We start from the raw sequence: 22,924 nt of genomic DNA on the forward strand, positions 1-22,924 counted from the left end.
GATTACGCTGTGCGACCTTGAGGATCAAGCCGCGCCGGCGCGGCTAGTTCGTTCCATGGCGCGGCGGACAGCCTCGGCCGCGGCCTCGAACGCCAGGAGCGTGGAGGCGTGGCGGGCGGGATAGTCCTTCACCGGGGCCAGCATGGAGAGATCCGAAAAACGTCCTTGGGGCGCATCTGCGCCTTGCTTGAGCATAGCACGGAACTGGTCCCGGGCCATCTCGATCTCGGTGAGGCTGGCGCCGAGCACGCTGGCGCCCAGCACCGCGGCCGAGGCCTGGCCCAGCGCGCAGGCCTTCACGTCCTGGGCGAACTGGGCGACCTGGCCGTCCTCGACCACGACGTCGACGACCACCCGGCTGCCGCACAGCTTGGAGACCTTCTCCGAGCTGGCGTGCGGCGCCGGCAGCCGGCCGAGATGGGGCATGTTCGCCGCCAGCTTCAGGAGTTTGGCCGAGTAGAGGTCGTCGATCATGTCGCTGATGTAGGGGTTCCGCCCTGCGCGCGCCATTCCGCCTCGGCCCGCGCCTTCAGCGCCTCGCTCATCGCCTGGAAGCCGCGATAGATCTTGCGGCCCATGCGGCGGGCGATCGTCGGGCCCAGCAGCCCGCCGATCAGTTCGCCGTTCGAGAAGATGGTGCTGGCGGTGTCGAGCTTCTCCAGCTCCATGAAGCGGGTGTTGAGCACCAGGCCGCCGAGCATCTTCAGCCGCCAGTGGATCTGGTCGTTCGGCACCCATTCGAACACCACCGGCCGGATCACCCGCGGCGCCTCGCCCTCCAGGGCCAGGGTCAGGACGAGCTGGCCGCCGATGCGGATCTTGCCCTCGGCCTGGGTGTAGAGCGGGTTCCACTCATGCCAGCGCTCGATGTCGTAGAGGATCTCCCAGATCGTCTCGACGGGCGCCTGGATGCCGATCCGGTGCTCGACCCGCACGCCGCTGGGGCCGGCGGGGGCGCGGCCCTTGAACTTGAAGCCGGCGCCGGCGGTGAACATGCTGGCGCCCTGCACCTTCGGACCTAAAGCCATCAGACAGACTCCCTGATCCGCCAGGTCGCGCCGGTCGGACCGTCCATCACCTCGATGTTCAACGCCGTCAGTTCGTCGCGGATGCGGTCGGCGGCGGCCCAGTCCTTGGCGGCGCGCGCCTCGACGCGCTGGGCGATCAGGGACTCGACCTTCTCGCGCAGTTCGTCGGTGACGCCGGCCTGGAACCAGTCCTCGGGATCGCCCAGCAGGAAGCCCATCAGGTTGGCGGCGGCCAGCAGCTCGCCCTTGGCCTGGGCGCGGCCCTTGCCGGTCGCCGTCTCCAGCTTGGTCGCCATGCCGAACAGCTCGGCGAAGGCGGCGGGCGTGTTCAGGTCGTCTTCCAGCGCGGCCAGGAAGGCGGCGGGCGGCGCGACCTCCTCGGCCTCGACCTCGGCGGCGCGGCGCAGGGCGCCGTAGAGCCGGTCGAGCGCCTTCTTCGACTGCTCGATGAGGTCGCCGGTCCATTCCAGCGGCGCGCGATAGTGGCCGACCAGCAGCGCCCAGCGCAGCGCCTCGCCCGGAGCCTGGGCGATGAGGTCGTGGACCAGGGCGACGTTGCCCAGGCTCTTGGACATCTTCTCGGCCGCCATGTTCAGGAAGCCGTTGTGCATCCAGTAGTTGGCGTAGCCCGCCTGGTGATCGTGGCCGGCGCAGACGCCCTGGGCCATCTCGTTCTCATGGTGCGGGAACAAGAGGTCGATGCCGCCGCCATGGATGTCGATCGGCAGGCCGAGGGTCTTCTCGATCATGGCCGAGCACTCGATGTGCCAGCCGGGGCGGCCCGGCCCCCAGGGGCTGTCCCAGACCGGCTCGTTCTCCTTCGAGGGCTTCCAGAGCACGAAGTCGGCCGGGTGCTGCTTGTAGGGGGCGACGTCCACCCGGGCGCCGGCGATCATGTCGTCCATCGGCTGGCGCGAGAGCTTGCCGTAGTCGGCATAGGCCTGGGTGTCGAACAGCACGTGACCTTCGGCCGCATAGGCCGAATTGTTGCGCACCAGCTTGCCGATCATCTCGATGATCTCGTCCATGGTCTGGGTGGCGCGCGGCTGATGCGTCGGCCGCAGGGCCCCCAGGGTCGCCATGTCGTCGTTGTAGATGGCCAGATAGCGGTCGGTGATGGTGTCGATCGGCACGCCCTCCTCGGCGGCCTTCCTGTTGATCTTGTCGTCCACGTCAGTGACGTTGGCGGCGTAGATCACGGACTTTTCGCCATAGGCGTGGCGCAGCAGGCGGAACAGCACGTCGAAGACCACGACCGGTCGGGCGTTGCCGATATGGGCGTAGTTATAGACCGTGGGCCCGCAGACATACATCGTCACCCGGCTCGGATCCTTGGGGACGAAGGGCCGTTTTTCACGGGCCATGGTGTCGTAGAGCGAGAGGGCCATCGGGTCCTTCATGAAAAGACGCATCAGTGTTTGAGAAAAACTGACGCTGGGTAACGGTTGCCCGCAAAGGGGTTGGCCCCATATACATTCGGTCCGGCCGCGAGGCCACGGTTCCGTCCGTGGTCGCGCACATGGCCGTAACGAGGGGTGGCACGCGTCATTTCCGGGACCTTCGTCCCGGCGCAACTCAGGCCCCGGAAAGAAACCGCTTACACATGGACGCTCCCAGTCGCGACCGAACCCTGATCGGCACGCCCGGTCTTGATCTTGAAGCCGTGAAGCGCCCGTCGCGCGAAGAGGCTATGGAAGCCGTGCGCACGCTGATCGCGTGGGCGGGCGACGATCCCCGCCGCGAAGGCGTGATCGACACCCCCAAGCGCGTGGTCGATGCGTATGGCGAATGGTTCGAGGGCTACCAGCTCGACCCGGCCAAGGAACTCTCGCGCACCTTCGAGGACGTGCAGGGCTATGACGACATCGTCATGCTGCGCGACATCGAGGTCGAGAGCCACTGCGAGCACCACATGGCGCCGTTCCTCGGCAAGGCCTACGTCGCCTACATGCCGACCAACCGGGTCGTGGGCATCTCCAAGCTGGCCAAGGTCGTGGAAATCTACGCCCGCCGCCTGCAGACCCAGGAGACCATGACCCAGCAGATCGCCGACGCGATCACCGACAGCCTGCGTCCGGCCGGCGTGGCGATCCTGATCGACGCGGCGCACCAGTGCATGACCACCCGCGGCGTGCACCACCGCCATGTCTCGACGATCACCACCCAGTTCACCGGCGTGTTCAAGACCGACGCGACCCTGCGCCAGCGCTTCCTCGACTTCGTCAACAAGCGCTGAGCCCTTCCGGCGTCAGGCCTTCTTCGGGAGGCCTGACAGCAAGAGGTTGGCCGTGGCCTCGGGCGAGCCCTCGCCGGTCAGCGCCACGGCCACATAGGCCTGCTTCTCCAGCGAATAGGCGACCATCGCCTTGGCGCCCGGCAGCCCGCCGGCGTGGCCGATCCACGTGTCGCTGGCGGCCGGGTCGGCGAGCGCCAGGTCGCTGACCATCATCCCCTGCCCGTAGAAAGAGGCCGGCGACACGCCCGCCATCGGATAGAGCCGCGCCAGCCGCCCGGCCGTCGCCTGGGCGCCGTGCAGCCGGTTCGACATCAGCGCCCGCCAGAACCGCACCACGTCGGCCGCCGAGGCGGCGACCGCGCCGGCGGCGTAGGGCGTGGTGAGATCTTCGGTTTCCGCGCCGGCGGGAGGCGCCATGTCCGCGGGGACCTGGCGGGGCGCCAGGATCGTCGTTTCCCGCAGCTCCAGGCGCTCCACGATCCTGCCGGTGAGCGCCTGATCGTAAGGTTTTCCGTCCACGGCCTCCATGATCCTGCCGAGCAGGACATAGCCGGTGTTGGAATAGCTCCAGGCCGCGCCCGGGCAGAACAGGGCCGGATGGGCCGCGGCCACGTTCAGCAATGTTTCCGGGGACTTGTAGCCAGGGTCGGCGCGCAGGCCCGCGTCCTCCTGGAAGCTGTAGAGTCCGCTCGTGTGGGCCAGGAGGTCCTCTATCGTCACGTGCGCGGCGTTCGGCAGGTTCGGCGCCCATCGGCCGACAGGGGCGTCGAGGGCGAGCTTGCCCTCCTCGACCATCTGCAGGATCGCGCTCGCGGTGTAGGCCTTGCCGACGCTGGCCCAGAAGAAGCGGGAGGGCGGCGGGCCCGCGGCGGCGTGGGTCTGGGTCCAGAGGCTCCCGTCCGGGCGGGCGAGCGCGGCGCCCAGGGCCTGGACCTGCATCTGGCCGGCGGCCCGTTCGAGCCTGGCTTCCAGGCCATCGTCGATGACCGGCTGCAGCCGGGCCGCGCCGGCCCTGGCGGCGGCCTCCAGCGCGCCGGCGGCGAGCGGCGCGCGCAGCGGCGGCCCGGCATAGGCGACGCGGCCCTTGCAGCGCGGCGCGGGCTTCTTCTTGGGCCGGGCGGCGGCGGCCGGTCCCGGCAGGGTCGCGGCCGCGGCGGCGGCCAGCAGGGTTCGGCGGTCGAGGCGCATGAACGGCTCCGGTTGTTCAGGAACGCTCTTCGAGCCCAACCGCGGCCTTAGAATGGCGCCCGCGGGCCCGCGGCGCAGCCGTGGCGGCCCGTTCGGGCCGGTGAACCAGGGTGACCAGCACGAAGCTCAGCATCATCAGCAGATACCACGACCCCATCTTGGCCAGGGGCACCAGGCTCCAGCCGTCCTTCTGGCTGGGATAGATCCAGGCCGAGGTGAAGGTGCCGACGTTCTCGGCGATCCAGATGAACAGGGCGACCAGGACGAAGCCGAGCAGCATCGGCATCCGCCGCGCCTTCAGGTCCGGGGTGAACTGGAACCAGGCGCGGCCGAACAGCATCGCCGACAGGGCGTAGAGCCCCCAGCGGATGTCGGGGAGGTAGTGGTGGGTGAAGAAGTTCGCATAGGCGAGCACCGCCAGGATCCACGGCCCCCACAGCGGCGGATAGCGCTCGAACCGGATCTCGAACAGGCGGATCGCGCGGGCCATGTAGGAGCCGACGCAGGCGTACATGAAGCCCGAGAACAGCGGCACGCCGCCGATCCGCAGCAGGCTGTCCTCCGGATAGGTCCAGGAGCCGTGGGCGGTCTTGAACACCTCCATGGCCGTGCCGACCACATGGAAGATCAGGATGACCAGCGCCTCTTCCATGCGCTCCAGCCTGGTGGCCAGCAGCAGGCCCTGGATCAGCACCGCGGCGACGACCAGGGCGTCGTAGCGGGCGAGCGGCGCGTGATCGGGCCAGAAGAAGCCGGTGAGGATCAGCAGGGCCAGCATCGCCCCGCCGAACAGGCAGGCCCAGGCCTGCTTGAGGCCAAAGAGCAGGAACTCGTAGGCGTAGCCGTGCCAGCGGCCGCGCTGCGCCCACGGCCGGGCCCAGGCGTCGAAGCGGGCGACCTGGCCCTTGATCTGGTCCTTCAGGCTCATGGATTTCAGGCTAGCGCGAGCGCGGGCGCGGGCGCCATATGCGCGCCATGACCCAAGCGAGCTTTCCCACAGCCTCTTCCAAGGACGCGCTCGAACGCGGCGAGGTCCTGAGCCCCCGGTTCGACGCAAACGGCCTGGTCGCCGTCGTGGCGACCCATGCGCAGACCGGCGAGGTGCTGATGTTCGCGCATATGAACGCCGAGGCCCTGGCCCGCACGCTGGAGCTGGGCGAGGCGGTCTATTACAGCCGCTCGCGGGGCGAGATCTGGCACAAGGGCGCGACCAGCGGCCAGATCCAGCAGATCGTCGAGATGCGCATCGACTGCGACCAGGACTGCATCTGGATCAAGGTGCTGCCGCAGGGCGACGGCGGCGCGTGCCACGTCGGCTTCCGCTCGTGCTTCTACCGGACCATCGAGGACGGCCGCCTGGTCGAGCGGCCGTAGCGCCCGAAGGCGCCGCTAGACCTCCGACAGCGCCGACACCCCGCGCGCCTCGGGCGTGACCTTGAAGGTCTTGAGGACCTTGGTCTCGAACGTCTTCGACACGATGGTCGAGACGGTCATCAGTTCGGCCCTGGCCTCCTGGCGGGTCAGGGTCAGCAGCACGAAGCCCTTGGCCGCCTGGTCGGAGAAGACCACCTCCTTGTTGGCGGCGAACAGCTCGCCGACCGAGAAGCCCTTGATCGAGTCGTTGGCGCCGGGGCTGGTGATCCCGGTCGTGCCGAACTCGGCGGCGACGCGATCGCCGGCGTCGTCATAGAGCTCGTTGGCCCAGAAGGCGTGGCTGTCGCCGGCCAGGACGATGGCATGGGCGCCGGCGGCCTTGATGGCGTCGTAGACCCGCTCGCGGTCGGCGGGATAGCCGTCCCACATGTCCAGGCCATAGGGCAGGCCGAGCTGGGCGAGCTGCTCCATGCGGACCAGCCGCTTCCGGGAGGCCTCGCCCTCGCTCGCCATCACCTCGGCGAGCCGGGCCTCGCCGAGCTGCGCCTTGAGGCTGGGGATCGGCAGGCGGGCCATGACCACCTCGTTGCCCAGCACCTGCCAGACGCGGCCGGCCTGGACCGAGTCCTTGAGGCCGGCGGCCAGCCAGGCTTCCTGCTCGGCGCCCATCATCTTGCGCGACGGGTCGTTGAGCTTGGTCCTGAAGGCGGCCAGTTCGGCCTCGCCGCCGGGGGCGGGCAGGTCGCGGTCGTAGCTGAGCTGCTGGTCGCGGGCGGTGAGCCTGGTCTCCAGCATGAACAGGCTGAGCAGGTCGCCGAACTGGAAGGCCCGGTTGATGGCCGCCCCGCCGTTGGCCGGCTCGCGGATCGGCATCCACTCGTAATAGGCCTTGATGGCCCGCGCCTTGCGCTCGTTCCAGTCGCCCTCGGTGTCGGGCTGGTGGTTCTGGGCGCCGGACATGAAGCTGTCGTTGGCGGTCTCGTGGTCGTCCCAGACGACGATCCAGGGCGCGCGGGCGTGGGCGGCCTGGAGCTGGGGGTCGGATTTGTACTGGGCGTGGCGGCGGCGATAGTCGTCGAGGGAGACGATCTCGTGGTTCGGATCGTGCGGCCGCTCGCCGGCCACGGCCGAGTTCATGCCGTAGGTGTCGGGGCCGCCGTACTCGTAGATGTAGTCGCCCAGGTGCAGGACCGCGTCGACGCGCGGCAACTGGGCGATGGCGCCGTAGGCGTTGAAGTAGCCGTTCGGATAGAGCGAGCACGAGGCGACCGCCAGGACCGCGTCCTGGGTGGGCCCGGCCGGCAGGGTGGCGGTGCGGCCCACAGGCGAGGTGACGCCGTTGGCGGTGAACTCGAAGCTGTAGGCGCGGCCGGCGTCGAGGCCCGCGGCGTCGACCTTGACCGTCCAGTCGCGGCCAGGCCCGGTGACCCCCCGGCCCGACCTGGCGCCGCCGGCGCGGCGGTCGACCGGGTTGAGCTTCCAGCTATAGGCGATGTCGCCGGCGTTCGGATCGGACGGGGTGATGCGGGTCCAGAGGATGACCCGGTCGGCCAGCGGGTCGCCCGAGGCGACGCCGTGCTCGAACGCCACCGCGCCGGTGTAGCGGGCCGCGCCCTGGGCTGCGGCGGGACTGGCGGCGGCGCCCAGGCCAAGCAGGGCCAAGGCCCGGCGTCTATCGATCCGCATTTCGAAGTTCCCCCTCGCACTCTACAGTTGAGCTTCGAGTGTAGAGGAGAAGGATGACGGGCAGATGTCCAGGCCAGAGGCCCGCTCATCCGGGTGAAGGCCGGGGCCTGGCGAACGCCGCGCGTTCCGAGCGGCTGCGGCGGGGAGAGCCCCCAGACCCTCCGTGCGGCCCCGGCCCTCGCCGGGATGAGCGGTTCGACACGGAGGCGGCGGCCGCCGCAGCAGCCTGGGCCGCCGCCTCCGGTCCTGGTGATCCAGTGATGGTGGGGACCGTCGGATCACCGCAGGGCCGGCGCCGCGGCGGGGAGACCGGGCTGGCCCTGACTACTCGTGAGTTCGGGCACGAAGACCATCGGCGCCGGAGGCGGCCCGGCGCGCGCCGTGGTGGTCAGGGCGATCACGCCCGCGGCGATGAACGAGGCGAGCGAAAAGCCGAGCGTCAGGTACTTCATGGGCGTTGCATTCCTCCGCCGGCGATCTCGAGGCCGCCGTTCTCGTGGTTGCCGGCGTGTTTACGGAGAACGCCGTTCCATGAGCAGTTGCAGCGGCCTGCGACGGCCTGCGCAACGGTTGCAGCGGGGCGTGCAACCGTTGCATTCCAAAGCGCAACCGTTGCATGCAGGGTTGCATTCTGAGGGGGCTATGGAATCATCGAGATCCCATGCACTTCGCCACGCCCTTCTCCGAGAAGCTGGATCTGGTCCTGAAGGCGCTCTCGATGAGCCGGGGGCGCCTGGCCGCGGACCTCGGCGTCGACAAGTCGCTGGTGGGGCGCTGGGCCTCCGGCGCGGTGACCCCTTCGGCGCACAACCTGGAGAACCTGACCCGGCTGGTGGCCCGGCGGCGCGCCGGCTTCACCATGCTGGACTGGGACCGCGACCTCGAAGGGCTGGCCCAGGTGTTCGGCGTCGAACCGGCGGCGCCCCGCGGCCCCGACAAGGCCGACGGCGCGACCGTCGAGGGGCTGCCGCTGCCGGGCCTGGACATGGTGCGGATGGTCACCGAACGGCGCGGGGCCACCTATGAGGGCTTCTGGCGCAGCACCCGGCCGTCGATCGCCATGCCCGGCGAGATCTTCCATGACTACGGCATGATCCGGCGCGGCGCGGACGGCCTGCTGCGCTTCAAGATGGGCGGCTCGGGGCTGCTGTTCGACGGCTGGCTGATGCCGGTCGAGGGGCAGGTGTTCGCCATCCTGTTCGACACGGTCGGCCAGACCCCGGTGTTCCTGGTCTTCAACGGCGTCTCGCTGCACAAGGCGGTGCAACTGGACGGGCTGATCCTGGCCGCGGCGCTGAACGCCGCGCGCACGCCCTCGGCCTATCCGGTGGTGCTGGAGCGGGTCGGGGACTTGACCGGCGACCACGAAACCGACGACGAACATTGCGCCGAGCTGCTGAAGCTCGACACCGCCGCCACCGAGGAAACCGCTCCCGAAGCCATGCGCAAACACCTGATCCGCGACATCGGGCCGGCCGCCGCCGCGGCGGGGACGGGCGAGCTGTTCCTGCTCTCGACCTGGGCCACCAGCCTGTCGAAGGGGCTTTCCTCCGGCGGACACCTGCAAGGGTGAGCCAAACCGAAATCGAGGACGACGACCTCGCGGCCGACGAGCCTTCGGCCGAGGCGGGGATGCTCGCGCGCCGGGTGACGATCGCGCCGGAGGCGGCCGGCGGGCGGCTGGACAAGACCCTGGCCGAACACCTGCCCGACCTGTCGCGCGGCCGCATCCAGGCGCTGCTGGCCCAGGGCCTGGTCAGCCGAGACGGCGCGCCGCTGGCCGACGCCTCGGCCAAGGCCAGGCCGGGCGAATACCAACTGCTGATCCCGCCGCCGGCGCCGGCCGATCCGCAGCCCGAGGACATCGCGCTGTCGATCCTCTTCGAGGACGAGCACCTGATCGTGGTCGAGAAGCCGCCGGGCATGGCCGTGCACCCGGCGCCGGGCAGCGAGACCGGCACCCTGGTCAACGCCCTGCTGCACCACTGCGGCGCCAGCCTGTCGGGGATCGGCGGGGTGGCGCGGCCGGGGATCGTGCACCGGATCGACAAGGAGACCTCCGGCGTGCTGGTGGCGGCCAAGTCGGACGCCGCCCACCAGGGGCTTTCGAAGCTGTTCGCGACGCACGATATCGAGCGGGTCTACATCGCCCTGGTCCGCGGCGCGCCGAGCCCGGAGCGCGGGACCATCGAGACGCGGCTGGGCCGTTCGACCCACGACCGCAAGAAGATCGCGGTGCTGAAGACCGGCGGCCGCGAGGCGATCACGCACTATCGCACCGAGCGCACCTTCGGGGGCGAGCGCAAAGCCCTGGCGGCCCGCGTCGCCTGCACCCTGGAGACCGGGCGCACGCACCAGATCCGGGTGCACATGGCGTCCAAGGGCAGCCCCTGCCTGGGCGATCCGGTCTACGGCTCAGGCCCGCCGGCCGGGCCGGTGCGCGAGGCGATCGCGCAGGCGGGCCTTAAGCGGCAAGCCCTGCACGCCGCGGTGCTGGGGTTCGTCCATCCCGTGACAGGCGAGGCCTTGAGGTTCGAAAGCCCCCTGCCCGCCGACATGGCGCAACTGCAAGCTAATCTGTCAGCTTTGTAAGAAAGCTTGTGCCCCTTCCGCCTTGAAGGCGCCCCGATCGGCCTGTACTAATACCTGAGTAGAGCAGTCGGACTTCCGGGCCGCCGGTTTCTCCCAAGCCAGGCCCTTACGCCCACCGCAACCAATACCTATCTGAGTGGTTGGAGGGGGCGGACGGTTTCGCGCGTGCGACGCGCAGCGATCCGAAAGTCCGCCGAGTAAGAAAGGGGATATGTCCATGGCCGCAAACGCGCTCGCCGTGATGTCGCCGGAAGGCGGACTGAGCCGGTACCTGACCGAAATTCGCAAATTCCCCATGCTGGCCAAGGACGAGGAGTTCATGCTCGCCAAGGCCTGGCGTGAGCACGAGGACTCCGAGGCCGCCCACCGGCTGGTGACCAGCCACCTGCGGCTGGTGGCCAAGATCGCCATGGGCTATCGCGGCTATGGCCTGCCGATCGGGGAAGTGATCTCCGAAGGCAATGTCGGCCTGATGCAGGCGGTGAAGAAGTTCGAGCCGGACAAGGGCTTCCGCCTGGCGACCTACGCCATGTGGTGGATCCGCGCCTCGATCCAGGAGTACATCCTGCGGTCCTGGAGCCTGGTGAAGATGGGCACCACCGCCGCGCAGAAGAAGCTGTTCTTCAACCTGCGCAAGGCCAAGAGCCAGATCAGCGCCTTCCAGGACGGGGACCTGCACCCGGACCAGGTCAGCCAGATCGCCACCAAGCTGGGCGTGCTGAACGAGGAAGTGATCTCGATGAACCGCCGGCTGTCCGGTCCGGACGCCTCGCTGAACGCGCCCCTGCGCGCCGACGGCGAGAGCGAATGGCAGGACTGGCTGGAGGACGAGACCTCGGTCAGCCAGGAAACCTATGTCGCCGAAAACCAGGAGCGCACCCAGCGCATGACCCTGATGGAAGCGGCGATGACCGAGCTGTCGGACCGCGAGCGTCACATCCTGACCGAGCGGCGCCTGAAGGACAGCCCGACCACGCTGGAAGAACTGGCCGCGGAATACGGCGTCAGCCGCGAACGCGTCCGCCAGATCGAGGTCCGGGCCTTCGAGAAGCTGCAGAAGTCGGTGACCGCCGCGGCGCGCGACAAGAATCTGATCGAAGCCTGACGCCAGGCTCCGAGCTCAAGTTGGAGGCGCCGCAGTCGCAAGATTGCGGCGCCTTTTTCTTATCCCCGCCGCCGGCTGCGCCGCGCGTGGACAGGAGCCTAGAAAATCTGCCGCCAGAAGCGGCAGGCCCAAATATGCTGAAAGCGTCAAAAATTCGAGGTGAATAATTGCGCGACACGGCTTGAGCAATTCTGGCGCATTTCCGAGAGATACTGACTAACCCCCGAAAAACTTGACCATGACTATCCCCGCAGCGTCGCAGCATTGCGCGTCGCTTCTATGGGGATAGGAATGAACACCAGAACACTTGGAACTACTCTGCGCGGCCTGTTGCTGGCCAGCGCCCTGACGGCTCCCGCGTCAGGCGCCCTGGCCCAGCAGGTCGACGAGGTCGTGGTCACCGGCCGGCGGGTCTCGGAAGCCGCGGTGGCGATCGGGACGGACCAGCCGACCGCCACGGTCTCGATCACCCGTGACGCCCTGCTCTCGGCGCCGGCGGGGATCACCGGGCTGAAGATGCTGGAGAGCCTGCCGGGCTTCAACGTCCAGGCCAACGACCCGCTGGGCATGTACGAGTTCGGCAACTCGGTCAGCGTGCGGGCCTTCTCGTTCACCCAGATCGGCTTCCTGCTGGACGACGTGCCGATGGGGCGTTCCGACCAGTTCGGCGGCTCGCCGATCTACCGCTATGTCGACAACGAGAACCTGCTGCGGGTGCAGGCCTCGTCCGGCGCCGGCGACGTCAGCCTGCCGAGCTACGCCTCGCTGGGGACGATCGTCGACTACTTCACCACCCCGCCCGAGGAGACGTTCGGCGGTTCGGTCAGCCTGACCGCCGGCTCCGACGCCCTGTTCCGCAACTTCCTGCGCATCGACACCGGCGAGCACGCGGGCTGGTCGGCCTATATCGCCCGCTCGGACATCCAGTCGGACCTGTGGCGCGGGGCCGGCGACATCAACCGCGAGCACGTCGAGGGCAAGATCCGCTACCGCTTCGACGGCGGCGCGGAGGTGACCTTCCAGGGGGTCTACAACGACTATTTCGACTACGACTCGCCGGCCATCACCAAGGCGCAGTACGAGGGGCCGCCGGACCAGTTCGGCCGCCGCGGGCGCTTCTTCCCCTATCTGGACTACGTGCCGGTGCTGCCGGTCAGCACGCCGGGGATCACCTATTCGAACGCCGCCTACAACCAGTACTACAAGCAGGCCGTCAACTCGCGGACCGACTACCTGTGGGCGCTGACCGCCAAGACCCCGGTCGGCGAGAACATCGACCTCACGGCCACCGCCTATTACGAGGACAAGCAGGGCTACGGCGTCTCGCCCGAGGCCTATGCGACCTCGCTGGCCAGCCACAACGCCGAGCGGCTGATCATTCCGGGCCTCGTCGCGCCCAGGGGCCTGCAGTACGGGCTCTCGACCATCAACGGCGAGCGCAAGGGGATCAGCACCAAGGCGACCTGGCGGGTCGCCAACCACAACATCCAGGCCGGCCTCTGGTACGAGCAGGACGACTACCACCGCACCCAGGCCCGCTATAACCACGAGGGCGGCAATCCCGACGGCCAGCCGCTGCTGAACGAGCCGGTCCACCTGCAGCGCAACTTCGTCTCCACGCGCGAGAGCACGCAGTTCTTCCTGAAGGACGTGATCGGGCTGCTGGACGACCGGCTGAAGCTGGACGTCGGCTTCAAGGGACTGTGGATCGACTACGAGATCAGCGGCTATCGCAATCCCGGCGACTACATCGCCCAGCGGCGGCCGACCCTGGGCGCCAAGTGGGAGGACAGCTTCCTGCCGCAGGTGGGCGCGGTCTACGACCTGACCGGCCGCGAGCAGATCTTCGCCTCGTACTCCGAGAACATGGCCCTGCCGCGCGGGGCGGACGACGTCTTCTCGGCCGCCAGCCCGACCGTGCCGCCGCCCGAACCGGAGACCGCGAAGAACTGGGAGCTGGGGATCCGCACCAACCGGCCGACCTTCAACGCCTCGCTGGTGGCCTACCAGACCAGCTTCGCCAACCGGCTGCAGTCGTTCGCCTCGGTGGTGCCCGGCTCGACGACGACGGAGACCTTCTTCCAGAACGTCGGCGGGGTGGACGCCTATGGCGCGGAGTTCTCGGGCCAGTGGAAGCCCGACGCCCTGGGCGGCAAGATCTACTTCAACACCAACCTGTCCTATAACCATGCGGAGTTTAAGGACGACTACACGACGATCGTGAACGGGGTCCCGACCCCGGTGGCGATCGCCGGCAAGATCGTGCCCGACTTCCCCGAGTGGGTGATCCAGGGCGGGGTGACCTTCGAACCCACCGACTGGGCGCTGTTCAACATCTCGGCCCGGCACATCTCGTCGCGCTACACCAACTTCATCAACACGGAGTCGGTGGACGGCTACACGGTCTGGAACGCCTATCTGGACGTCGGCGAACTGGGCACGGGGCCGCTGAGCCGCCTGAAGTTCCGGCTCAATGTCGATAACATCTTCGACGAGGACTATCTGGGCACCATCAACCCCACGACGACGGGGCTGGCCTCGTTCCGGCCCGGCCCGCCGCGCTCGGTGCAACTGACCCTGTCGGCCGAGTTCTGACCGACCGGGGCGCGGGCGGCCGCTAGGCCGCCCGCTCCTTGCCCGGATCGTCCTTGGGCAGGAAGGCCAGCAGGCCCGCGGCGTGCCGGGCGATGTCCTCGGGGACCAGCACGCCCGACTGCGCGGCGATCGCCAGATGCTTCTGGAACTCGGCGGTCGCCGCCGCCAGCTTGGCGTTCCTGGTCACGCCCGCGGCGCGCTGCAGTTCGACCATCTGGGCCAGCAGGGCGCGCATCGCCTGGTTGGGATCGGTGGCGATGGCCGGGATGGCCGAGCGGACGATCTTCAGCGCCTGGGTGATGCGCTGCGCCTCGGGCGTGGCGCCGACGTCGGAGCGGCGCTTCAGCGGCCCGCTGTAGTCGCCGGAATTGAAGCGGCGGCGGTCGGGGCCGACATATTCCACGGCCTCGATCCAGTCGCGCGGATGCAGGGTCACCGCCTCCAGGCGGCGCAGCAGGTCCTTGGTCGTGTAGGGCTTGCGCAGGAACTCGTGCACGCCGGCGTCGCGCGCGGCCAGGATCGCGCCGGCCGTAGCCGTGGCCGTGACCATGATGATCGGCGCCATGCGGCAGGCGGCGTCCGAACGGCGGAGCTGGCGGGAGAAATGGACGCCGTCGACATCGGTCCCCGACAGCTCGACGAAGATGAGCTGCGGATTGACCTGGCGGGCCGCCTCCAGCCCCTTGCGGGTGGTCGGCGCGTGCCAGAGCTGCACATTGGCGATGTTGCGCATCAGGTCGGCGAGCAGCCGCGCGCTGGCCGGGGCCGGGTCGACGATCAACACCCGCTGCATGAGCGGCGCCATCCGCTGAATCTGTTTCAGGTTCTCGGTGAACACGGGCGGCGCTCGGACTCCTGGATGGTAGCCGCAGAGTGCCTGAGCGTCCTTAAGAACGCCTTACGCCGCCCGTCGCCGATCAGTCCTGGAACGGGTCGCGGACCATGATGGTGTCGTCGCGCTGCGGACTGGTCGAAACCATGGCGGCGGGCGCCCCGATCAGCTCCTCGACGCGGCGGACATACTTCACCGCATTGGCCGGGAGATCCTTCCAGGAGGTGGCGCCGACGGTGCTTTCGCTCCAGCCGTCCATCTCCTCATAGACCGGCTCCAGGGCCGACTGCGCCTTCAGGCCGGCGGGGAGATAGTCGAACACCTCGCCGTTCAGGCGGTAGCCCACGCAGATCTTCAGCTTCGGCAGGCCGTCGAGGACGTCGAGCTTGGTGAGCGCGACGCCGTCGATGCCGTTCAGCGCCACCGACTGGCGCACCAGCACCGCGTCGAACCAGCCGCAGCGGCGCGGACGGCCGGTGACGACGCCGAACTCCTTGCCCACCGTGCCCAGGTGCTGGCCGATCTCGTCGCTGAGCTCGGTCGGGAACGGGCCCTCGCCGACGCGGGTGGTGTAGGCCTTGACGATGCCCAGCACGTAGCCCGGCCCCTTGGGCCCCAGGCCCGAGCCGGCCGCGGCCTGGCCGGCCACGGTGTTGGACGAGGTCACATAGGGATAGGTGCCATGGTCGACGTCGAGCAGGGCGCCTTGCGCGCCCTCGAACAGCACGCGCTTGCCCGACTTCACCTCGGCGTCGAGCAGACGCCAGGCCGGGCGCGAGAACGGCAGGATCTTCGGGGCGATCTCCTCCAGCGCCGCCAGCAGTTGGGCGCCGTCGTATTCCGGCAGGCCCAGGCCGCGACGCAGCGGGGTGTGGTGGGCCAGCAGCCGGTCGATCTTGGCTTCCAGGGCGTCGCGGTCGGCCAGGTCGCCGACGCGGATGGCGCGGCGGCCGACCTTGTCCTCATAGGCCGGGCCGATGCCGCGGCCGGTGGTGCCGATCTTGTTGGCGGCGGCCGCCTCGCGCGCCTGGTCGAGGTCGCGGTGCAGGGGCAGGATCAGGCAGGCGTTGTCGGCCAGGACCAGCAGGTCGGGGGTGATGGCCACGCCCTGGCCGCCCAGCTTGGCGATCTCTTCCAGCAGGTGCCAGGGATCGACGACGACGCCGTTGCCGATCACCGACAGCTTGCCCTGGACCACGCCCGAGGGCAGCAGGCTGAGCTTGTAGACCTGGTCGCCGACCACCAGGGTGTGCCCGGCGTTGTGGCCGCCCTGGAAGCGCACCACGACGTCGGCGCGGTTCGACAGCCAGTCGACAAGCTTGCCCTTGCCCTCGTCGCCCCATTGAGCGCCGATCACGGTCACATTGGCCATTTGGATACGATCTCCCGGCCTGCCGAGCGGGTCCGACCACGCCCTTCGACAGGCTCTCGGCGGGTGGACTGGATCGATTGTAGGAAGCGGAGGCGCGGGCCTTCAGGCGGCGGCTCTCCGTTCGGGCGGGGTAAACCAGCGGGGAGCGCGCACGTCAAGCCCCAGGTCGCCTGACGCGGCGACGCAGGCTATGAAGGGGCCCATGACCCGACCGCGCTTTCACCTCGCCTTTCCCGTCCGCGACCTGGCCGAGGCGCGCGCCTTCTACGGCGGCCTGCTGGGCTGTCCCGAGGGCCGCTCCAGCCCCGACTGGATCGATTTCGACTTCTACGGCCACCAGATCGTCGCGCACCTGTCGCCGGACGAATGCGGCCATCGCCACACCAGCAGCGTCGACGGCGAGGACGTGCCGGTCCGCCATTTCGGCGCGATCCTGACCCTGCCCGAATGGCACACGCTGGCCGGCCGGCTGGAGGACGCCGGGATCAGGTTCGTGATCGAGCCGCAGATCCGCTTCGAGGGCCAGCCCGGCGAGCAGGCGACGATGTTCTTCCTCGATCCGTCCGGCAACGCGCTGGAGTTCAAGGCCTTCGCCGACGACTCGATGGTGTTCGCGACGTGAGCGTGAGCCTGGCCGACATCGAGGCCGCCGCCGGGCGGCTGGCCGGACATGCGGTCGAGACGCCGCTGATCGAGAGCCCGGCCCTGAACGAGCGCCTGGGCCGCCGGGTGCTGATCAAGCCCGAGACGCTGCAGCGGGTCGGGGCGTTCAAGTTCCGCGGGGCCTACAACCGGCTCTCGCAACTGTCGGCGGACGAGGCGCGGCGCGGGGTGGTGGCGTTCTCCTCGGGCAATCACGCCCAGGGCGTGGCGCTGGCGGCCAGGCTGCTGGGCATGCCTGCGATCATCGTCATGCCCGCCGACGCGCCGGCGGTGAAGGTCGAGGCGACGCGCGGCTACGGCGCGCAGATCAAGCTCTACGACCGGCTGACCGAGAGCCGCGAGGAGATCGCCGCGGCGATCGCGGCCGAGCGGGGCGCGGTGACGGTGCCGGCCTTCGACGACCTCGACGTGATCGCCGGCCAGGGCACGGTCGGGCTGGAGCTGGTCCGTCAGGCGCAGGCCCGCGGCGTCGCCTTCGACACCGTCGTCGCCCCGATCGGCGGCGGCGGCCTGATGGCCGGGGTCTCGACGGCGGTGAAGGCGCTGTCGCCGAACACGGCGATCGTCGGGGTCGAGCCGGCCGGGTTCGACGACACCCTTCGCTCGCTGCAGAAGGGCGAGCGGATCGTGACCAGACCGGCGGCGCGCTCGCTGTGCGACGCCCTGGAAAGCCCGGCGCCCGGCCTGCTGACCTTTCCTGTGCTGCAGAAGACCGTCGCCGACGTCGCCGTGGTCGCCGATGCGGAGGTGGCGCAGGCGATGCGCTATGCGTTCTCGGTGCTGAAGCTGGTGGTCGAGCCGGGCGGCTGCGTCGGCCTGGCCGCCCTGCTGGCGGGCAAGGTGAAGTCGTTCGGCGCGGACACGACCGGGCTGGTGCTGTCCGGCGGCAACGTCGATCCCGAACTGTTCGCGAGGGTGCTGCGGGGGGAGGTCTGAGGCGAGGCCGCACGACCTCCGCATCGGCATGACCGCCGCAGTCAGATTCCTGGGGCGCCGGGCTCGTCCGCCGTGGGCGCGAGCTGGCGATGGATATCGGCCAGGGGTGCGCTGAAGAGCACGGTGACGACGACGCTGAAGAGGGCGAAGACAGCCGCGCCGATCGCGATCGCCGGCGCCGCCCGGGCCAGGGTCAGCGTGCTGAAGTCAGGGGCCCCCTCCCACCCCATGAGGCCGTAGCCGGCGAAGAGGACGACGGCGAGCAGCACCATCTGGAGGATGAAGACGATCACGCTCAGCGCGATGCCGACCAGCGCCATTTTCCCGGCCTGACCGGCCGTCAGGCGCCAGGAGTCGAACAGGCGGAAATAGCTGTCCGCAAAGGACATCGGCAGGCCCAGGCTGAATCTCAGGAACAGCCAGATCGCCGCGGCCGTGGTCAGCAGCAGCATGGCCAGCATGGCGAGCGCCGCGCCGACCCCGGGCTCGGCGCCCGTGGCGGCGGAGGCCCCGGCGAGAATCGCCGTCACGATGAAGATCGGGATCATCGCAACGAAGATCAGCATGAAGCCGACGACCCACATCGTCACGATGCAGACGCCCAGCCAGAGCTCCTGCCGGCTGGCCCGCAGGTAGAACCAGGCCTTGTCGCCGGGCTCGAGCACGGCGCGGAAGATCGCGCCGGTCAGGAGGGTCGAGGCGGCCAGGCTGCCGGCGAACTGGATTAGCTGGAAGGCGCTGAAGCGGCTGCTGAACGCCAGCATCTGCTCCAGCGCCGCATCCGACTGGGCCGCGTCGGCGCCTTGCTGAGCCGTCATCGCCTGGAGCTGCGGCCAGATCGCCGCCGCCATCAGCGCCTGCGGCGCGAAGGCGACGACGAGAGAGATCAGGGCCCAGACCAGGATCGCCAACGGATTGCGGGCGATGATCTTGAAGCCCGACGCGAACGCCTGCCCCGTGGAAAACGTCGCCATGCCCGCACCCCGCAACTAAGAGATGCAAAGCATAGCCTGCTCGCGGCGCGCCGCAACAGCGACGCTTAGAGCTTGTCCTCCGGGACGGGCTGGCCAGGCGCCTCGCGCGGGGTGATCAGCCTGGCGAGCTTGGGACGCAGCCAGTTCTCGAAGTCGTCCACGAACTCGTAGACCACCGGCACCAGCACCAGCGAGAGCAGGGTCGAGGTGATCAGGCCGCCGATCACCGCGACCGCCATCGGCTGGCGGAACTCCGCGCCCTTCTCCAGGGCGAAGGCGGTGGGCAGCATGCCCGCGGCCATGGCGACCGTGGTCATGACGATCGGGCGCGCACGCTCGCGGCAGGCCTCGATCAGCGCCTGCCGCTGCTCCATGCCCTCGCGCTCGCGCTCGATGGCGTACTCGACCAGCAGGATCGAGTTCTTGGCCGCCAGGCCCAGCAGCATCAGGAAGCCGATGAGCGAGGGGATGGACAGCGAGAGGTTGAAGATCAGCAGGCCGAGGAAGGCGCCGCCGACCGCGAGCGGCAGGGCCGAGAGGATGACGATCGGCTTGAAGAACGAGCGGAACAGCAGCACCAGCACGCCATAGATCATCGAGACGCCGGCGAAGACGGCGAGCCCGAACGAGGCGAACAGCTCCTGCATGGCCTCCAGCTCGCCGGTCTGGGCGGGGGTCACGCCCTCCGGCAGCTTCTTCATGATCGGCAGGTTGTCGACCGCCTTGTTGGCCTCGCCCATCTCCACGCCGTTGAGTTCGGCCTGGATGGTGAGCTGGCGCTTGCGGTTGAGGCGCTCGATCTTCGCCGGGCCGGCCTGGAACTCGACGTCGGCCACCGCGTCCAGGGTGGTGACGGCGCCCGAGGCGGTGGGGATGCGCAGCGCCTTGATCCGCTGGATGTCGGCGCGCGCGTCGGCCGGCAGCCGGATGCGGATCGGCAGGCGCCGCTCGCCGTCGGTGAGCTTGGCGACGTTGGCGTCGATGTCGCCGACCGTGGCGACGCGCGCCACCTGGGCGATGGTGTCGGCCGAGACGCCGAGGCGCGCGGCTTCGGCCGGCCGCGGACGGATCACCACTTCAGGCCCGACGGGCGGGGTGGAGGGACGCGGGTTGGCGACCTGGTTGAGGCCGCGCATCTGGCGTTCCAGCTCCAGCGCCGCGGCCTGCAGCCTGGCCGGGTCGTCGCTCTGCAGCACCTTCGAGAGGCCGGCCTGGCCCTGGAAGTCGAGGAAGGTCACGCGGGCGTCGGGGACGGCCAGCAGTTCCTCGCGCATCTCGCGGCGCATCTGGTCGCCGCTCACCTTGCGGTCGGGCGAGAGCAGGATGGTCATGGTGCCCGAGCGCAGGTCGCTGCTGCCCCCGCCGCCGCCGGGCCCGCCGGTGATCACCGTCGACCCGATCTGGACGAAGGTGCCGGTGACCTCCGGGCGGCTGGTGAAAAGCTGGTTCAGCCGCCGCGCGGTGTCTTCCATGTCCTCGACGGTGGCGCCGGGGGGACCCTGGATGTCGACATAGAGATAGTCGGGGTCGCCGGCCGGCTGGAAGCCCTGCGGCAGCAGGGTGGCCAGGCCCAGCGAGCCGACGAACATCACCCCGCCGAGGACCGAGGCCAAGATGCGGTGATCGAGCGCCCACTCCAGGGCGTTGCGGTAGAAGCCCTCGAACGGCTTGCGCGGGGCCGGGTGGGCCGCGGGCTTGAGCAGGTAGGCGGCCATCAGCGGGGTGAGCAGGCGCGCGACGACCAGCGAGAACAGCACCGCCACCGAGACGGTGAGGCCGAACTCGCGGAAGAACTGGCCCGCCATGCCGGCCATGAACGAGACCGGGGTGAACACCACGACGATGGCGAAGGTGGTGGCCACCACCGCCAGGCCGATGGCGTCGGCGCCCTCCATGGCGGCCTGGAACGGCCGCATGCCCTCGGCCACCCGCTTTTCGATGTTCTCGATCTCGACGATGGCGTCGTCGACCAGGATGCCGATGACCAGGGTCAGGGCCAGCAGGGTCACGACGTTCAGCGAGAAGCCGAACAACTGCATGAAGAAGAAGGTCGGGATCAGCGAAACCGGCATGGCGAAGGCGGTGATCGCGGTCGAGCGCCAGTCGCGCAGGAACAGGAACACCACCAGGGCCGCCAGGATCATCCCCTCCAGCAGCACGTGCTGGGTGGCGCGGAAGTTGGCGCGGGTCTCCTCGACGCTGGAGAAGATCTTGGTGAAGGTGACGCCCTTGTACTGGCCCTCGGCCTTCTCCAGGGCGGCCATGACGTTGTCTTCGACCGCGACGTCGCTGGAATCGCGGGTCTTCATCACCAGGAAGCCGACGACCGGCTGGCCGTTGAGGCGGGCGAAGCCGCGCACTTCGGAGGCGCCGTCGCCGACGTCGGCGATGTCGGTCAGCTTGACGAAGCCGCCCGTGCCCGTGGGGATCGTGAATTCGCGCAGCGCCTTGAGGGTGTTGACCGAGCCGAGCACCCGCAGGGTCTGCTCGCGGCCGCCGACCTGCACCCGGCCGCCCGGCGAATCGAGGTCGGCCGCACGCAGGGCGTTGTTGACCTGGGCCGCGGTCAGGCCGCGGGCGTTCAGCTTGTCGGGGTCGACGATGACGTTGATTTCGCGGCTGACCCCGCCGACCCGGGCGACCTGGGCCACCCCCTTCTGCGACTGGAGGGCGCGCGAGACGGTGTCGTCGATGAACCAGGACAGCTCGGCGTCCGACATGGCCGGCGCGGCGACCGCGTAGGTCAGGATCGGCTGGCTGTCGATCTCGACCCGGGTGATGGTCGGCTCGTCGATCTCGCGCGGGAGGATGGCGCGGGTCTGGTCGATCCGCGAGCGCACCTCGTCGGTCTTCTTCTGCAGGTCCTCGCCGATCTCGAACTCGATGGTGGTGGTCGAAACCCCCTGCATGACCGTCGAGTAGATGTTCTTGACGTTGGGGATCCCGGCCAGCGCGTCCTCGACCGGCCGCGTGATCTGGGTCTCCATTTCCCCGGGGGCCGCGCCGTTCTGGGTGACGGTCACCGAGACCGCCGGGAACTGCACGTTCGGGTACATCTTTACGAACAGGCCGGAATAGGCCACGAGCCCGGCCAGCAGCAGCGCGATGAACAGCACCGCCACCGGGACAGGGTTCTTGATGGCCCAGGCGGAGATCTGCATCCCGCCGCCGCTGCCGCCGCCGGTGTGAGACTGGGTCATCAGCGCTTATCCGCCGCTTGGGGCCTGGCCGCGGGCTGGGCGGGCGCGGCCGGCGCCGCGCCCTCGACCGGCTTGACCATGTCGCCGTCGAGCAGGAAGGCCGCGGCGTTCTGGATCACCCGGGTCCCGGCGGGCGGCCCCTTGACCAGGGTGACGAGGCCCTCGCCACGCGCGCCGGTCTGGACGTTCACCCGCTTGACCCGGTTGTCGGCGCCGACGGTCATGACGCTGGCGCCGTCGGCGTCGTAGCGGATCGCGGTCTCGGGCACGGTCAGGCCCTGGCCGCTGGCGTCGCCGAACACCGCGCGGCCGAAGCCGCCGGCCCGGATGTCGCTGCGCACCGGCAGCAGGACGCGCACCGTGCCGAGCTTGGTCTGGGGGTTGATCTGCGGCGAGACGATCCGGACCTTGCCGACCGCCGTGCCGCCGGCCGGCAGGGTGACGGCGGCCGACTGGCCGACGCGGATGCGCGCCAGGTCGTCCTCGGAGAGGTCGGCGGAGAGCTCGATCTGGCCGTCGCGGGCGATGCGGAACCAGGGCGTGGCCCCGCCGCTGGCCAGGTCGCCGGGCCGCACGGTGCGTTCCAGGACCAGGCCCGAGACCGGGGCGGTGACCGCCAGCTTGGTCGACCGGGTCTGGACGTCGCGATAGGCTGCGGCCTGGGCGTTGGCGGTGGCGCGGGCGGCCTTGGCCTGGTAGCGGCGCTGGTCGATGGCCTCCTGGCTAAGCACGCCCTGGCCGTCGAGCCCGGCGACGCGCGCGGCCTCGGCCTCGGCCTGCTGGGCCTGGGCGTCGGCCTGGGCGGCCAGGGCCTTCTGCTGTTCGAGCTGGGCGTTGATCAGCACGCCGTCGAGCTGGGCCAGGGTCTGGCCGGCCTTCACATAGGCGCCCTCCTCGACCAGCACACGGGACACGCGATAGCCGGTCACCTCGGGATTCACCGCCGCCTCCTCGCGCGGGATCAGCGAGCCCGACGCCGTCAGGGCGCCGGTGATGGCGCGGTTCTCGATCCGCACGACGCGGACGGCGCGGGCGTTGGCGGCCGGGTCCTTCTTCGGCGGCTCCTTCGGCCCGCAGGCGGCGAGCGTCAAGGCGGAGGCCAGGCCGACCGCGATGGCCAGGATGGTCGTCGTTCTCGTCACG

At 69.6% G+C, this 22,924-nt stretch carries 20 protein-coding genes; 8 read left to right on the forward strand and 12 right to left on the reverse strand.

Translation table 11 applies throughout. The annotated features are described in order from the left end of the window. Positions 1-24: 24 nt before the first annotated feature. The 3 genes from RTL41_RS01610 to cysS are packed head-to-tail and all read right to left on the reverse strand — an operon-like array spanning position 25 to position 2,416. Positions 25-474: an iron-sulfur cluster assembly scaffold protein gene (locus RTL41_RS01610; RefSeq protein ID WP_312160657.1), complete on the reverse strand. Its 450-nt coding sequence runs from the start codon at positions 472-474 to the stop codon at positions 25-27. After that, positions 471-1,028 (reverse strand): SRPBCC domain-containing protein, encoded by a 558-nt coding sequence (locus RTL41_RS01615; protein ID WP_312160659.1) that lies wholly within the window; start codon positions 1,026-1,028, stop codon positions 471-473. Before RTL41_RS01615 ends, RTL41_RS01610 begins: the two co-directional genes overlap by 4 nt. Continuing rightward, positions 1,028-2,416 (reverse strand): cysteine--tRNA ligase, encoded by a 1,389-nt coding sequence (gene cysS / locus RTL41_RS01620; protein WP_312161348.1) that lies wholly within the window; start codon positions 2,414-2,416, stop codon positions 1,028-1,030. The genes RTL41_RS01615 and cysS overlap by 1 nt, the downstream gene beginning before the upstream one ends. 215 nt (positions 2,417-2,631) lie before the next feature. Between cysS and folE the strand changes: the two genes are divergently transcribed. Further along, positions 2,632-3,264: a GTP cyclohydrolase I FolE gene (gene folE, locus RTL41_RS01625; protein WP_312160661.1), complete on the forward strand. Its 633-nt coding sequence runs from the start codon at positions 2,632-2,634 to the stop codon at positions 3,262-3,264. A gap of 12 nt (positions 3,265-3,276) precedes the next feature. On the opposite strand, the gene RTL41_RS01630 is transcribed toward folE, so the two are convergent. Together RTL41_RS01630 and RTL41_RS01635 are read right to left on the reverse strand one after the other, a co-directional pair. Further along, the gene (locus RTL41_RS01630; protein ID WP_312160663.1) at positions 3,277-4,452 is read right to left on the reverse strand and encodes a serine hydrolase domain-containing protein; all 1,176 of its coding nucleotides are present in this window, start codon (positions 4,450-4,452) and stop codon (positions 3,277-3,279) included. A 16-nt stretch (positions 4,453-4,468) separates the two neighbouring features. Next, complete coding sequence (locus RTL41_RS01635; protein ID WP_312160665.1) at positions 4,469-5,380, reverse strand: DUF817 domain-containing protein; 912 nt, start codon at positions 5,378-5,380, stop codon at positions 4,469-4,471. A 47-nt stretch (positions 5,381-5,427) separates the two neighbouring features. Between RTL41_RS01635 and hisI the strand changes: the two genes are divergently transcribed. Further along, positions 5,428-5,826, forward strand: a complete 399-nt coding sequence (gene hisI, locus RTL41_RS01640) for a phosphoribosyl-AMP cyclohydrolase (protein ID WP_312160667.1) — start codon at positions 5,428-5,430, stop codon at positions 5,824-5,826. 15 nt (positions 5,827-5,841) lie between these two features. Here hisI and RTL41_RS01645 read toward each other — a convergent pair whose 3' ends face one another. Further along, the gene (locus tag RTL41_RS01645; protein ID WP_312160670.1) at positions 5,842-7,512 is read right to left on the reverse strand and encodes an alkaline phosphatase D family protein; all 1,671 of its coding nucleotides are present in this window, start codon (positions 7,510-7,512) and stop codon (positions 5,842-5,844) included. 278 nt (positions 7,513-7,790) lie between these two features. After that, a complete protein-coding gene (locus RTL41_RS01650) occupies positions 7,791-7,964 on the reverse strand; it encodes a hypothetical protein (RefSeq protein WP_312160672.1) in 174 nt (57 codons plus the stop codon). A gap of 209 nt (positions 7,965-8,173) precedes the next feature. On the opposite strand from RTL41_RS01650, the gene RTL41_RS01655 reads away from it, so the two are divergent. The 4 genes from RTL41_RS01655 (at position 8,174) to RTL41_RS01670 (ending at position 13,804) form a co-directional block, all read left to right on the forward strand. Further along, positions 8,174-9,085 carry a helix-turn-helix transcriptional regulator gene (locus RTL41_RS01655; protein ID WP_312160674.1) on the forward strand — a complete coding sequence of 304 codons (912 nt, stop codon included), beginning with the start codon at positions 8,174-8,176 and terminating at the stop codon, positions 9,083-9,085. 59 nt (positions 9,086-9,144) lie between these two features. Further along, positions 9,145-10,104: an RluA family pseudouridine synthase gene (locus RTL41_RS01660; protein ID WP_312161350.1), complete on the forward strand. Its 960-nt coding sequence runs from the start codon at positions 9,145-9,147 to the stop codon at positions 10,102-10,104. A gap of 217 nt (positions 10,105-10,321) precedes the next feature. Then, complete coding sequence (gene rpoH / locus RTL41_RS01665; protein WP_409418292.1) at positions 10,322-11,209, forward strand: RNA polymerase sigma factor RpoH; 888 nt, start codon at positions 10,322-10,324, stop codon at positions 11,207-11,209. A gap of 279 nt (positions 11,210-11,488) precedes the next feature. Then, a complete protein-coding gene (locus tag RTL41_RS01670) occupies positions 11,489-13,804 on the forward strand; it encodes a TonB-dependent receptor (RefSeq protein WP_312160679.1) in 2,316 nt (771 codons plus the stop codon). Positions 13,805-13,826: 22 nt separating this feature from the next. On the opposite strand, the gene RTL41_RS01675 is transcribed toward RTL41_RS01670, so the two are convergent. Together RTL41_RS01675 and RTL41_RS01680 are read right to left on the reverse strand one after the other, a co-directional pair. Next, on the reverse strand, positions 13,827-14,642 hold the full coding sequence (locus tag RTL41_RS01675) for a response regulator (RefSeq protein WP_312160680.1): 816 nt from the start codon (positions 14,640-14,642) through the stop codon (positions 13,827-13,829). Positions 14,643-14,721: 79 nt separating this feature from the next. Further along, on the reverse strand, positions 14,722-16,008 hold the full coding sequence (locus RTL41_RS01680; RefSeq protein ID WP_312160681.1) for an adenylosuccinate synthase: 1,287 nt from the start codon (positions 16,006-16,008) through the stop codon (positions 14,722-14,724). Between the two features lie 202 nt (positions 16,009-16,210). On the opposite strand from RTL41_RS01680, the gene RTL41_RS01685 reads away from it, so the two are divergent. Then, positions 16,211-16,630 (forward strand): VOC family protein, encoded by a 420-nt coding sequence (locus tag RTL41_RS01685; RefSeq protein ID WP_312160683.1) that lies wholly within the window; start codon positions 16,211-16,213, stop codon positions 16,628-16,630. Further along, positions 16,627-17,607: a threonine/serine dehydratase gene (locus RTL41_RS01690; RefSeq protein WP_312160685.1), complete on the forward strand. Its 981-nt coding sequence runs from the start codon at positions 16,627-16,629 to the stop codon at positions 17,605-17,607. The genes RTL41_RS01685 and RTL41_RS01690 overlap by 4 nt, the downstream gene beginning before the upstream one ends. Before the next feature lie 41 nt (positions 17,608-17,648). Here RTL41_RS01690 and RTL41_RS01695 read toward each other — a convergent pair whose 3' ends face one another. The 3 genes from RTL41_RS01695 to RTL41_RS01705 all read right to left on the reverse strand — a co-directional run bounded on the left by RTL41_RS01695 (position 17,649) and on the right by RTL41_RS01705 (position 22,923). Then, complete coding sequence (locus tag RTL41_RS01695; protein ID WP_312160688.1) at positions 17,649-18,581, reverse strand: hypothetical protein; 933 nt, start codon at positions 18,579-18,581, stop codon at positions 17,649-17,651. A gap of 65 nt (positions 18,582-18,646) precedes the next feature. Then, a complete protein-coding gene (locus RTL41_RS01700) occupies positions 18,647-21,781 on the reverse strand; it encodes an efflux RND transporter permease subunit (protein ID WP_312160691.1) in 3,135 nt (1,044 codons plus the stop codon). After that, positions 21,781-22,923 (reverse strand): efflux RND transporter periplasmic adaptor subunit, encoded by a 1,143-nt coding sequence (locus RTL41_RS01705; RefSeq protein ID WP_312160692.1) that lies wholly within the window; start codon positions 22,921-22,923, stop codon positions 21,781-21,783. Before RTL41_RS01705 ends, RTL41_RS01700 begins: the two co-directional genes overlap by 1 nt. Position 22,924: the final 1 nt, after the last annotated feature.

This window comes from Phenylobacterium sp., from assembly GCF_031984885.1.
Lineage (GTDB): Bacteria > Pseudomonadota > Alphaproteobacteria > Caulobacterales > Caulobacteraceae > Phenylobacterium.